This window comes from Catenovulum agarivorans YM01, assembly GCF_000281085.1.
Lineage (GTDB): Bacteria > Pseudomonadota > Gammaproteobacteria > Enterobacterales > Alteromonadaceae > Catenovulum > Catenovulum agarivorans.
Genome location: NZ_JH767527.1, coordinates 211,617 through 225,680, shown reverse-complemented (window position 1 = coordinate 225,680; position 14,064 = coordinate 211,617). Strand labels below are relative to the sequence as shown.

The following is a 14,064-nucleotide window of genomic DNA, read 5'->3' as shown; positions in this document are numbered from 1 at the left end:
TCTTTTTTATAATTTGTACGAGGCCATTTTTACTTTGAGTAAATGTGGCGTTGAGGTGAAGTTAAAGCCCCAGTCGGTTTGGTCGCCGTTCCATACGCGCTCCATTACCCACTCGCCTTCTTGATTAAAATAACCTTCTTCAACTCTATCAATCATGTATGGGTTATCTGAAATTTCGTCCGACGCCGACAAAGTTACACGTGAGCGATAACCTGTAATTAAGTATTCATCATCAGATAACTGTGCGATAAGCGCGCCGCCCGATGCTGGGTTATTACCTTTTGGTGGTGCAACCCAAAACATTTCACGCCCGTAAGTTACTTCTGCATTCCAACGGCCTAAATCTAAATTCTGCGTGTATTTATGTGCGTTTTCTTTGCGCTCTTCGTTAGTTGGCTCGCTATCGGTTGATTTTGCATTCCACACTTCTTGTTTTTTGCCAAAAGTATCGTGCGGCTCAGCGACACCCCAAACATTGCCTTCAAAGCTCAAACGCGCCCATTGTTTAGCAAATGGTTTCATCATCACGTAGTTTTCAGCAAAGGTATTAATAATCTCGTCGTTAAACACCTCAGCGCCAAGTGGGTAGTTGACATAGTCTGTGTAGTCCATACCGAATGGCGCAAAACCAATGCCTTGATGGCCTAAAGTTTCAAAGAAATATCTAGCGTATGGTTGGTCGTTACCAATTTCAGCGACAAATAATGGGTTATCTGCTCTAGCATATAACTCTAAAACTTTGGTGACGGTTTTGTAGTCGCGGAAATAAATATCCGGCGAAATCATATCGATATTTGGCGCAGCTTCTTTCCATAAATCGAGCACATTGTCAGTTGCACCACCCATTGAATACCAATCACCTGGATGGAACGGATTTCTTAGGGCAACGTTTACATTCATTGGCAAGTTTTTAATTTGTTTACCCGCTGCGGCTATTTCATCTACATAGCGGCCGATATGCCAAGCGTGGAAAAATTCATCTGCGTCTTTACCGAATGTTTCCGCCCAAGTACCTGGTTTAACGCCTAATTTTTTAACTAGATTTGCTGGTACTGCTTGCTCAAATGCTTTTTGCGCAAGAGGCGAAAAGTCGCGTTTTGAGCCGTAAGTTCCGACTTCGTTTTGTACTTGCACTAAAATAACTGTATTGGTTGGATCGTTATCACGTAAATAAGTCATTAAACGTTTAAATGCCTTTTTGTCGGCTTCTAAAGTGTTTTTACCCAAAGGTGATAACGAGTTAAGTGTTTTGCCATCTTTAGTCATAACTCGTGGAAAACGTTGGTTATTTGTTTTAACCCAAGCTGGCGCATAATGCGGTGCATTGTTCTTCCATGTTGCAAACCATAACAAAACAACCTTGATATCGTTTTCATTTGCTTGCGAAATTAAAGCGTCTAAATAACTAAAATCAAACTCCCCTTCATTTGGCTCAATTTGCTCCCAAGCTACTGGAATACCTAAAGTATTTGCATGCATTTGTTTTACTACAGGCCAAATATGCTTGAATTGTGAAGGGTAATTTGCCGAGTTATTGGTTTGCGCCGCCAACATTAAAAACGGTTCGCCATCCACCTCTAACATGTGTTTACCATTTTTAGTTATTAATTTTGGTAACTCAGTAGAATTATGTTTTTTACTTACAACTGTATTTTGCGTAGCACTACAGCCCAATAAAATGGCTGCACCAGCTAAACAAGCGACGGTTGCTTTTACTTTATTTGATAATTTTGAAACCAACACTGATTTTGCTCCCATGTGATATGTAATAATAAAGTTATCAGCCTGTTTACGTTTACACAAACAGAATGGTAAATTTAGTAAAAGGATTACGAATTTTTATTATAATTGTTTAATTCGCTCTTTTACGCTGACTAAAAAATCTTCTATTTCCGCCCGACTGAATGTTTTGACCATAGGCTCAACTTGATAAGCTGGATATAAGGCGGCTAAATGGTTTATCCACCTTTGATATGGAATTATCGGGTTTAATTGACGCTCTACTCGGCCACTTGCACAGAAAAACGCAACCAGCAGCTCTGCTGAATTTGATAATTCTGGATCATGCACTGAGTAAAATTGATAAAGCTCGCTAATATCCTTTTCAATTAACTCGTTTAGATATTCACGATTAAACGGACTATGTTGTTTGTTTGGAAAGTTTTCTAATAAATAGGTTAACGCTCTAACCATTAACAAACTGTTGGCAAAAATAGGTTTATCAAATTGAGCAATCGCGCCTAATGAACATAGATTGCCGCTAAACACCTTATCTATTCGCCCTATTTGGTATTCAATAACTTTTGCATTCTGCGATAAGTTTGTCCTTGATTCTGCTATATATTCATTGGTTACAACAAAACCGTTGCAGCTAAATTGTTGCTGCAAACCAAGTGTATTTTTGTTGCTAGTATTTGCTGTTTGTTTCTGCACAACCAAGTGCTTGTTAATCGGCTGTTGGTGCTGTTCTATCGCTTGTTTAGTCTGCACGCAAGTTTGCATCTTTGTGTGACTTACATCCTCACCAGCTAACGTTTGCCACTTACTGCTGAAATACTTTTGACTAAAACGACTATTCCAACTGCAATCTATAATAAGATCTGCATTTAGATTGGTACCATCGACTAGGCTAATTTGTTTAATTAACCCTGTGTTATCGTCCTTTACAATAGCTGCAATTTCTTGACTAAAACACTGCGCCCCCATTTGTTGGCAAGCGCCGGTCGCAAATTGAACATAAGACGCGCCATCCATTTGTAAACCAATCTGAAAGCTGTTGCTTATATGTCCCTGTTTGCCACTTGGTAGAATGAGTTTGTTATTTAAAGCCGCTTGTGCTGCATAAGAATAATTAGCTAACTCAGTGGAGTCAGAACTAGCAAGCACGTGGTGAAGCTCTATAGTTCTGAAAGTGGGTAATTCTAAATCTAAACCTATAGTGGTATTTTCAGTATCAAAATAATTTTGGTATTGAACTGCCGAGTAAGTCTGGGCTGCCCCCGTTTTTAATAAGTGTGTGAGGTTGATGCCCAAGTTTTTATGTAAATCAATAAACTGACTATCGGTAACAAAAGATAGATCAACTAAGTTGCGCTCAGTAGGTAAATTAATCACAGTTACTTTACTCAGTGGTGCGCATGCTCTAGCCAACACCATAGCGCTAAACCAAGCTTTGTAACTGCCACCAATTACTACTATATTGCTAATTTGCTCGGCATTAGTCACAACTCACCTCCTGGTAAATCTTTGTTAGGTATTCATGCGCAGGTGGTAATTGTTTTAATGTTTGCGCAATTTTTTGTTTTTCTTGGCGCAAAAATTCTTCGAGCTGTTGTTTGCTTAGGTAATTAATTCTAGCATCTGGGTATTGCGGGGTTAAGCCTTGTCCAATACAAACTGACGGCCATACTCCAAACTGACCTGGTTTAACCCGACCAGATTCTGCAAACAAACCTTTTTTAAATGTAAGCGATTCTGGTAGTTCCATTTGGCGCTGATGCACCCAGAAACCATTATCATCTCGGTTATTTAAGTTGTAATGCAAAATAATAAAGTCACGAATGGTCTGGTAGGTTTTGTTTATTTCGTCATTAAATTGTTGGCGCTCAGCCTGCATATTCTGTTTGTTCGGAAAGTACTCTAAAAACTTAAAGATAGAATGCTGAATTAAATAAATACTGGTTGATTCTAATGGCTCTAAAAAGCCCGCTGATAAGCCAATACCGATACAATTATTTTTCCATGATTGAGGGCGTACACCAGCTTTAAAAGACAATAGCCTAGGCTCTGTAATCAATTTACTTTTTATATTTTGCCTAAACAAGTTGGCAGCTTCATCGTCCGACATATAACTATCACAATACACATGGCCATTGCCCATACGTTGTTTTATCGGAATTTGCCATTGCCAACCTGCTGGAAGCGCGGTTGCTGTTGTTAAAGGCAAGCTGTGCTCAACTAGCTCAGATTGTGCAACTATGGCTTTGTTGGTTGGTAACCAATGTGACCAGTCTTCAAAATCACTATTGAGTGTTTTACCCAATAAAATGCTGGAAAAACCACTACAGTCGATAAATATATCGGCAGAGAGCTGAGTGTCGTTATCCAACTCTATACTAGTAATGTCACCGACATCGTTTTGTTCGACGCTAATGACTTTAGCATCTATGTGACTAACACCACGCTCAATTGCATAGTTTTTTAAATAATGCGCGAATTTAGTTGCATCTAAATGGTAAGAATATGCGTAATTGCAAAATTGACTTTGGTTTACAATAGCAGGATCTGAAAATAAACCTTGGCGTGAAGCTTTTGCAAGCAGAGAGAAGTCTTCAAAGTCACTCTCCAGCCCTAATTGTTGCGCTCTAGCCCAATAATGATGAAACTCGATACCATTAGTGATAGCCCCGACTTCACCAAACGGATGAATATAATCATCACCAATTTGTCGCCAATTGCGAAAGCGAATACCTAATTTAAAACTGGCGTCAGTTTGTTGAATAAAAGTTTTTTCGTCTATTCCTAAATTTTGATTAAATTGACGAATATGCGGAATGGTTGATTCACCTACACCAACACTACCAATTTGTGAAGATTCGATAAGTGTTATTTGGCAGAAGTTTTTTGGAAGTCGGTTGATAAAAGCTGCAGCAGTCATCCAGCCTGCAGTGCCACCACCCACAATAATTATTTTTGTTAGTTCTTGTGTGTCTTTCACGGAATAACCCTATAGTGAATTGTGGTTAAGACAGCATAACACTGTCTTAACCACATAACATTTTAACGGTTAGAAATTCCCGCGTAGGGATAACGCATAACGAATATCATTTACATGGTAAGCAGAGTGTTGATTACCTGCGCCATTGTGCTGAATGATATTACGAGTTACAGCGTCATTTAGGTTGTTAGCTTCTAAAGCCACCGTTAGATTATCATTAATTTTGTAGCTAATTGACCCATCTAAATAACCGGTAGCAGCGTTGTATACAGGTAGGCGCCACTGAACATCAGCATTATCATTCCAAGGAACTACGTTACCATTTTCGTCAAGGTCGATTGAGCCATTAAAGCCATTAGCACCGACTGATGTTAAATATTTCCCACGCCAGTTGTATGCTAAACGAATTGATAAAGGACCTTTTTCATACATAGCTGTAATGTTATACGCATTTTTTGAAATGTTTCGGTATGGCATAGCGTCATAAGTTGAACCGTCAGTATCAACAGGAGCCGCGTCATCATTCACATCTGTTTCGCTATCTATATATGTATAGTTAGCAGAGATGCCAAAGCCATCCAAAGGTGCTGGTAAATCTTTAAACCAATGATTTACTGATATCTCTGCGCCGTTTAACTTAGCTTCACCTTCACTTACAGGTCGTTGTACTCTATAGTCCACACCGTCGTATGTTTCTGTCAAGAAGCTAGTAACTTGATACCCTTCAATGTCTTTAGTGAATAGTGCAAATGACATTGAATCACCTTCACCATAATACCACTCCAATGATAAATCTAATTGATCTGAAGTCATTGGATCCATGTATGGATTGGTGGAAGATTCAGCGGTAAAGTCAAAATCGTTTAACGAGAAGGTTTCACCATCTTTTAATGTACCGTCGTCATTAAATTTATTTTGAGAAGACTGTTTAATAGCAACATTTAATTGCATGCGAGATTTTAAGTCACTGAAATTAGGACGAGCCATAGCTCTCGCGGCTGCAAAGCGAAGTACTAAATCATCGGTTAAATCGACTTTAACGTTTAAACTTGGCAAAAAGTTACTATAGTCATGCTCTGCAGGCATTTCGATAGCGCCGTTATTGAACTCGTCTCTAGTTGGGAAAGTTAGGTAGCCAAATGCTGTATTTTCAGTCTTAACATAGCGACCACCTAAATTACCACTAACCGGCATAGCTGAGTCGAACTCAAAATCTAACTGTACATAAGCAGCCGAGGTTTTTTCTTCTTGTGAGTTATACCACTGGTCATCCATTAAGTTTCGTGGTTGCCATGTGTTGGCCACAGGATCAAACCAACCATTATCAACATATGTAACCTTGTCTTTTACTTCCTGGTAGCTTTCAGGGAACCCTTCAGCGAAATATGCTTTTGGAGCGTATAATGCTGCTGGTTGAGGTACATCACCACCAAAGAAGTTCTCAAATTTATTCAAGTGCATATCGTCTGCAGTAGGATTTGCACCACTTTCAATCAAACCTGAGTTATATAGCCAGTTACCTACAGCCCCCCAGTTATAACCTGAATCAAAATTACTTGATTCAGATTTACTAAAGCGGACCCCAGTTTTAATTGATTTGATGGGGCCAGCATCAGTTAAATAATATTTGACGTCAGCTTGAAATGAAGTCATATCTGCTGAATTATCATATTGATTGTCCATAAGGAAATCCCAAACATAGCTATTTGGATCGCCCATCGTGACAGGATCTGATGTAACAGTCGGTAGTGCACCAGTTAAATCGACATCGATCCAAGGCAACCAAACGGCAACCGCTACGGTCGAATCTATACCTTTAGACGTAGCATCTAAACGTTGTACAGCAAAACTAACTTCTGTATTGTCATTGTGCCATTTATATTCCAAAGATATATCTTCTGTTTTTGCATTTTGGGTAGAAATACGTACATCTGAGCCCATTTGAATTGAGCTTGGCGTTCCATCCGCTGCTACCGCAGATAAACGACCTTTTGCAAATACATTCGCATCTGTATAAACAGAGTCAGCTGATGCAACTACCTCAGTAATATCATTACTTACGAAAATAGCATCTTCATCCCAGCGCATGTCGTAATCACTCGAGAAATAAGTAATTGCAAGTTCTTGATTGTCGGTTGGCGCCCATTGCAATGCTAAATATTTACCTGAACGCTCACGGTTGAAATGCATAGTACGCCAGTCTGCTCCACGAGGTACATATACGCTTGTACCTTCTTTACCCGGCATATTATTTTTTGAGAAAAATGGACGCACATACATAGAGTCATTACGAGTTGATAATTCTGAATTTGCAATATCTGCCAAGAGACCGAATTTACCAAAGTCTGTGTTCCATGTATTTGAATACATAAATGAATACTCAGGATCAACTTCTTTCATTGTATCGCCATAGTTGGCAGCAATACTAAAAGCAACTTGTTGTCCATCTTTATGGAAAGGTAATTTGGTAATTAGATCAACTGAACCAGATAAGCCACCTTCAATCTGGTCTGCTGTAGGGCTCTTAAATACATGCACCGCATCTAACAATTCTGGTGGAACATCACCAAAACTTAAAGTACGACCACCATCAGCACTAAAACTATTTCGACCATTCAACAAACTAGCTACTTGAGTTAAACCACGAACGGCTACACCATTACCTTCAACTGAGAAATGCTCAGGGTCGCCTTGAGACATATATCTGTCAATTTGGATACCCGGAATACGTTGAAGTGTTTCAGTCACACTTCGATCAGGTAATGCACCAATATCATCAGAGCTAATAGCATCCATGATTTTATTCGAGTTCATTTTTACTTCTTGCGCAGAAATAATACTTGAGCGCATACCAGTTACTGAAATAACTTCAGTTTCTTCACTTGCGTCTGCTGATTCTTCTGCGGCAAATGATTGGCCATGTGAAAACATACCCAATGCGCCCATGACCATGACCGTGGCTTTAGATAACGGAAAACGTTTTCTTTCACGGTTAAGTTTTGATGTATCGTTCATGTTATTACCTTATCTAGTTATAGTTGGTTAATTTGAACCATGTTTGTGTTGTTGATGGTTATTGCTTGGCCGGCTTGTGCCGATACCTTTATTAGTGTTCCAAACTGATCTTGGGTAATTTTTGCTGTTGAGTTGCCACCCATCACAGCTAAATTATGTTTAGAGAGTTTGCTGCGTACTATTACAACTCCTGTGTATTTAGGGGTAAGTTTAGCGCTAGCTAACTGACCCTTGTTCCAACTGATATCCACTACTACATTGCCCCTAGCTTTTAGGCCGGATACTTGGCCTTGTTGCCAGTTTTTTGGGAGTGCTGGCAATAAGTGAATTTGGTTTACTTGGCTTTGCAATAACATCTCTGTAATACCTGCTGTTGCGCCAAAATTTCCGTCTATTTGAAATGGTGGGTGGTTATCCCACAAATTATCTAATGTGCTGTGTTTTAACTGTTCGCCAATTAATTTTTCTGCGCGATCACCATTGAATAAACGCGCCCAAAAGTTAATTTTCCAAGCTTTGCTCCAACCTGTACCACCGTCTCCACGCGCGTTTAAGCTAACTTCAGCAGCTTTGGCTAATGCAGGTGTGGTGATTGGTGAAATTTGATTGCTTGGATGCAGTGCATATAAATGTGATACATGGCGATGTTTTGATTGCATGTCGTCAAGATCGCTGCGCCATTCCATTAATTGTCCGTGTTTGCCAATTTTTAATCCCGGCTCAAGTTTATTAAGCGCTTGGTCTAGCTGGCTAATAAATTCCTGGTCGGCTAATTCGCGTGCAGCTAATTTAGTGTTGGATAATAGTTCATAGATAATTTGCTGCGACATGGCGGCACCCAACGTAAAGTCGCCATGCTCAGGTGAATAGCTCGGGTTTACCACTAACGAATTTGTGCTTGTGTCTTTATATAAGTTGTCCATCCAAAACTGACTAGCAGATTTCATAATTGGGTATGCGGTATTTTGTAAAAAATCATTATCTAAAGTGAACTGGTAATGTTCGTACAAGTGTTGGCAAATCCAAGCTGCAGCTTCTGGTTGCCAAAATGCAGTTGGCCATTCAATTAAGCCGGTGAACCCCCAAATGTTGGTATTGAGTAATAAAGTCCAACCATCTGAACCAAATAAGGTTTTTGCAGTTTGTTCGCCCGGTTGTTGTAGATTTTGCACAAAATCGAATAAAGGTTTATTTAGCTCGTCTAAATTGGTTTGGTTGGCTAACCAATAATTCATTTGCACATTGATATTAAAGTGATAATCAGAATTCCACGGTGCATGCATGTGGTTATTCCAAGCACCTTGTAAATTAGCTGGCAATGAGCCTGAGCGTGAAGAGGTAATTAATAAATAACGACCCAGTTGATAATACAGTTCAGTCAGTGAGCGGATTTGCGCTTGGTTTAATTGATTATTACGCAATTTAGTTAATATTTGATTTATCGGAAAATTAATCGGCTCGCCGGTTAAATCTAATTCAACGCGGTTAAATAAGCCTTGATAATCAGTTAAATGCTTTTGCCAAACTTTGCTGTAGTCTTGCGCGTGGTAATGTTTAACCTGTTGCTGTAATTTTGTAGTCGCGGACTCCCCACGATAGTTTGGATAAACTGGCGCGTAATTAGTAGCGGCATAAAAAGTCAGCCAAACTTCACTTGCGTTGCTGACCAATAGCTGATTATTTTGATTTTTACTAATTTCACCATCAGTAGAATAAAGGTTTACATTACCTGCGTATTCTAATGCGTTGTCGTTTAACGCGCCGGTGAAGGTTAATGAATTTTGCGTCGAGTTAGTGATTAACTTTTTATTAAAAGAACGATTTTCGTCAACTTCTACATCAATAACTAGGTTTAACTGGTGTTTTTTATCGCTTTGATAATGAACGACTAAAGCTTGATCTGGGTATGAAACAAAGTAGCTGCGCTTAAAGTGTGTACCTTGTGCATTAAAATTAACTTGAGCTGCGGCTTGTTGTAGATTTAAGCTACGTTGGTATTGGCTAAGCGCGTCTTCATCTAAGTTGTTTTGTTGGCTGATAACTAAATCAGCAAACTTTTGAAAGCTGCCATAGCCTGTATAACCACGCGCTATTTCATCTGCAACTGCTTTTGGAGTCATGCGCCCTTTAGCTGCTAAAGTGTTTTGCAGCTTTGCTAACTTGGTTTGATATTCGCTGGCATTTGCTGGCAGACCATAATCATATCCTTGTACTGAGCCAGGCCCGCCCGTCCAAAGTGTTTTTTCGCTAATGATAATTCTGTCTTGATTAACGCCACCCATTATCGATGCGCCAATTGCACCATTGCCAATTGGCAAAGATTGGCTTTCCCAGTCTTGCGCTGCTCGATCGAAATAGTAGCTATGAGTTGGTTGAGCAGTTGATTGAAAAGTTGCAGTTGCTAATAATAAACCAACAGACGCGGTTAAAATCTGAAATTTATTAAAACTTAGCTTACGAAAACTTACCATATCACCCTCAAGAAAACATTTACATATTTAGTTAGCGTCTTACAAAGTCACTAAAAAGCACAATTTAATAGTATTCTGGTAAATATTTAATGCAACTTGTTAATAAGTTTTTAAGAATTTTTACAAATGCAAAAATAAAAAAAGTAAAAAATTATTAATTTTTATAGAAAAACAGCGCTTGAATAGGTGAAATCGAGCTAGTTTGAGGTATAGGAACTAAGTTTAAGATAACGTTTTCGAATAAGCTGTTATACAAATTGATAACAGCTTATGAAATTTACTTTTGTGCAATTTTGATTACATGCAGCTTACGTTAATTAGACCCGTTTACAATTGCATCGGCTATTTGATTGAATGGCCAATAATTGTTTGCTCTGTTGTACAAACGATAGTTATGTGCTGAGCCGCCTAACGCGTTGTTATCCCAAACGACGGTTGGGATTCCGTAGCTAGTCGCTTTTTGTACATAGTATTGTGCGTATGCAACTCTATCAGCTGTATTACTTTTATCGACTGTGCCCCACTCGCCCATAACCACTGGAATACCATTAGCGATGAATCTTTGGTTAAGCTGCTCGAAAACATAGTCAATTAAGTCTATCTCGTCTTGATTAAATACAGCATCACCACCGTCTGTGACTTCTTGCTCGGTAAAATAATATGGGAAATAACCATGAGTTGATATTGCTATAAAACTGTCATTTGGAATTTCTATGTGTTGAGTTTGATCGTTCCACGGGCTTGCTGCATAGCCAGGTAACATGACTAAACGCGTGCTATTGTTGTAACCCGATGCGCGTACGGTAGATAGAATAACTTGATTAAACTCATTGATAATTTGATAGTTTTCCAATTCACCAGACCATTCCAAGTTAGTCCCTTTGTGTGCACGCGGTTCGTTTAATGTTTCAAAAATTAAATATTGATTGTAGTGTTTAAAGCGTTCAGCGATTTGTTGCCATACAGCTTGTAGTTTAACTTTGGTTGCTTCTTTTGTACTGCTAACTGGCTCTACCCACTCTTCGTGATGTAAATTAATGATCACGTATAAACCACTATCAATTGCATAATTGACGACTTGTTCTACACGGTTCATCCAAGCTTCATCTATACTGTTGTCTTCCGCTATTTTCGATTGCCAAGTCACAGGAATACGGATGGTTTTGAAACCTTTATCCGCGATAGCTTGGATCATATATTCTTGAGTTAACGGATTTCCCCAATTAGTTTCTCCACCAATCGCATCCAAGGTATTGCCCAAGTTCCAGCCGGCGCCCATTTGTTGAGTAACCGCCATACCTGTGCGTATTTCGCCTGAATGAGCTACTACTTGAAGATTCCATAATTGACCGTCTGACTTAGCTAAGTCAACTACCTGAATATTGGCACCATTGTCAGTTGACGAGTTTTCAACGGCTAACGCTTTACCACTTAACATTGAAACTAACTTATAAAAACCATTACCTTGGTTTTGTAATTGCCATTGCTGGTTAATATTACCGTGTGTTGTGTACTGAGTAACGTTTGCACCGCTCGCTTGATTATTCGCAGCAATATCTAACGACTTGCCACTGTGCGCTGCGGAAATAATGTAGATATCGTCATTAACCTGTTGTAAATCCCATCTTTGATTCAAACCTGAGCCTAAATTCCATTGAATTATGTTGGCAGAATTGGCTTGGCTATAACCAGTCACATCTAAAGACTTGTTACTCAGTTTGTTAATTAAAATATAGCGTCCTTCAGGAATATTGGCGTTAGCTGTTAAGCTAAATGCACTAAATATCAAGAAAGTAGCCGAGACTAACTTTTTACTTAATTTGATTAATTTCATATTTTTACTCTATTTGTGTGTGTTGTTGGAGTAAAAATCATAGATATAAGATGCAGGGTTTTCTTTTATTAAAATTTACAAGCACGTTGATTTATTTGTTAATCAAATGTAAGCGAAACGTATTTTTTTAAAGTGGCAACCAATATTTTTTATCATCTACTGGTGTGCCTTTTGGCAAGATGGGATTTTCCAAGCGAACGATACGAGATTTTTGCCACTGCTCTATTGGGAAAACTTTTGAAGTAATTGGGTGATTTTTAAAATACTGCTCAAACTTACCTTCGGCGATTAATAATTCTAGTCCCTGAGTAAGGCGCTTGTGTAACATTGGATTTTGTTTTGAGACAAAATAATACATGGGGAATGGGTAATAGATGATCAAATCAGTGTAAAAGATCAAGTTCGGATATAACATTTCTCTAGCTTTTACCTCACTTATGCCTTCGTAAATTCCACGCGGAAAATAATCACACCGGCCAATTGCGACTTGTTTAAACATACGTTCGTAGACAGCATTTTTATGAACCCTAATACCTGCATGTTCGAGAATATCTGTATCCGGCCAAGATAAACCTTGGCAAGCTGTTAGCTCCTTTAGCTGAGATAGATTTGATATTTTATCAAAGGTGGCAATAGAATCTTTTTGAATAATCGGCATTCTGTAGCCTAACAGGCCTTTGACCAATGGGATTGTTACAGGTAACAAGTCAGTATCCCGTTGATGCGAGGTGCCCGCCCAATATACATCGACTAGTTTACCCAATTCACGTAAAGCTCGACCTTGAGGCACATCACCAGCGATAATAATATTCGCTGGGCCAAACTCAGCTTGGGTGCGTTCTACGGTTAATTCTAATAAACCTAAAAAATAGCTGTAGCTGGTATCAAAAGAAGACTGTGGCGATACGATACGAATATTTTCAGCACTCACTGCGGCCACGCTAAACATACAAATGACTAGCGACATTAACAAAGTTTTCATTCGCGCACTTAGGTTTAAATTGAATAATTTAAGTGTAGTACAGAATGACAGTGAGTTTAATTATTGAATTATTGAGATTAATAATTGAGTAACCAGCCGAAGTGGCTGGCAACTCAGTTGTTGAATTGATTTTATTCTGCTGGAGCTGGCTCTGTAGTCGCCTGCAAAAACGACTCTAATGGTTTTAATACCAGCGAGCTTTGGTAGCCTGCTAACACATATTGCCATTTAGGCTCAGTGCCGTTATCTACTAACAAGCTTGTTTGTTGTTCTTGCTCAAGTAGATAAACAGTAACATTCTGCCCTTGCTGTAGCGTGATACTAAGTTGGGCTAACTCTGCTTTGTTTTGCCATAAGTCTGCGTTGTACGCTTGCACATCTGAAAAATTTAAGTTGGCAATAGAATTAACATGCGAGTTTACAGCGCCTGAGTATGTTAGTTCACGCTCTGCCGGTTTGTTTTCAAGGATAAACTCACCATCATTATCTTCAGATGCAGCCTTGCTAATTGTCCAATTTAGCTCGGTTTGTGTAGTTGAGCTTGACTGTAACTTTTCAATTTGAGCTGAATCAAAATCAAAGATTTCGCTGTTCAACCAGTCTGATGCCTGTGCGGGTACACTTACGTACTGATCTAATAACCAGGTTTGTTGTTGCGTCGCAAGACGTGCAAATTGCCCAGAACTAGTAGCATCACCTAAAATAAGTTTATGCTCAGTACCTGCAATTGTTAATACAACTAAATGGCCTGTACCTTCACTGTTGTTAGCATTATTGGTCATCTCAGCTGGGTTAACTAAACCTAAACGAGCAAAATTTTCTGCTTTAGCTGTTTTGGCTTCAATGTTAGTTGCTGCTAACAGTTGGTTATACCATTTGGCTAAATTTTCGGTGTTTATTTGATAGCCTGCGGCATTTTGCATTAACCAGTTATCTTGCACCAATTGCGCATCAACAATAAGTTGGTTGTCAGGCGAATATATTTTAACTTCTGTAAGCTTAGCTTTGTTTTGTTGCACGTCAGTTAACCAATGCTTGATTTCAG

At 39.0% G+C, this 14,064-nt stretch carries 8 protein-coding genes; all 8 read right to left on the bottom strand.

The window, feature by feature from the left end:
• Positions 1-6: 6 nt before the first annotated feature.
• On the bottom strand, positions 7-1,743 hold the full coding sequence (locus WSC_RS0111115; protein ID WP_202802000.1) for a DUF5597 domain-containing protein: 1,737 nt from the start codon (positions 1,741-1,743) through the stop codon (positions 7-9).
• Positions 1,744-1,842: 99 nt separating this feature from the next.
• Entirely contained in the window at positions 1,843-3,225 is a 1,383-nt protein-coding gene (locus WSC_RS0111110; protein WP_016956001.1) for a tryptophan 7-halogenase, read from the bottom strand.
• Positions 3,218-4,717 (bottom strand): tryptophan halogenase family protein, encoded by a 1,500-nt coding sequence (locus tag WSC_RS0111105; protein ID WP_016956000.1) that lies wholly within the window; start codon positions 4,715-4,717, stop codon positions 3,218-3,220. The genes WSC_RS0111110 and WSC_RS0111105 overlap by 8 nt, the downstream gene beginning before the upstream one ends.
• Before the next feature lie 69 nt (positions 4,718-4,786).
• On the bottom strand, positions 4,787-7,732 hold the full coding sequence (locus WSC_RS0111100; RefSeq protein WP_016955999.1) for a TonB-dependent receptor: 2,946 nt from the start codon (positions 7,730-7,732) through the stop codon (positions 4,787-4,789).
• Positions 7,733-7,749: 17 nt separating this feature from the next.
• The gene (locus tag WSC_RS22550; RefSeq protein ID WP_016955998.1) at positions 7,750-10,203 is read right to left on the bottom strand and encodes a glycoside hydrolase family 95 protein; all 2,454 of its coding nucleotides are present in this window, start codon (positions 10,201-10,203) and stop codon (positions 7,750-7,752) included.
• 313 nt (positions 10,204-10,516) lie between these two features.
• A complete protein-coding gene (locus tag WSC_RS24155; protein ID WP_016955997.1) occupies positions 10,517-12,037 on the bottom strand; it encodes a cellulase family glycosylhydrolase in 1,521 nt (506 codons plus the stop codon).
• Positions 12,038-12,164: 127 nt separating this feature from the next.
• A complete protein-coding gene (locus WSC_RS0111085; protein ID WP_016955996.1) occupies positions 12,165-13,019 on the bottom strand; it encodes a type 2 periplasmic-binding domain-containing protein in 855 nt (284 codons plus the stop codon).
• 131 nt (positions 13,020-13,150) lie between these two features.
• A partial coding sequence (locus WSC_RS22540; protein ID WP_016955995.1) for a DUF4340 domain-containing protein occupies positions 13,151-14,064 on the bottom strand: 914 nt, incomplete at its 5' end.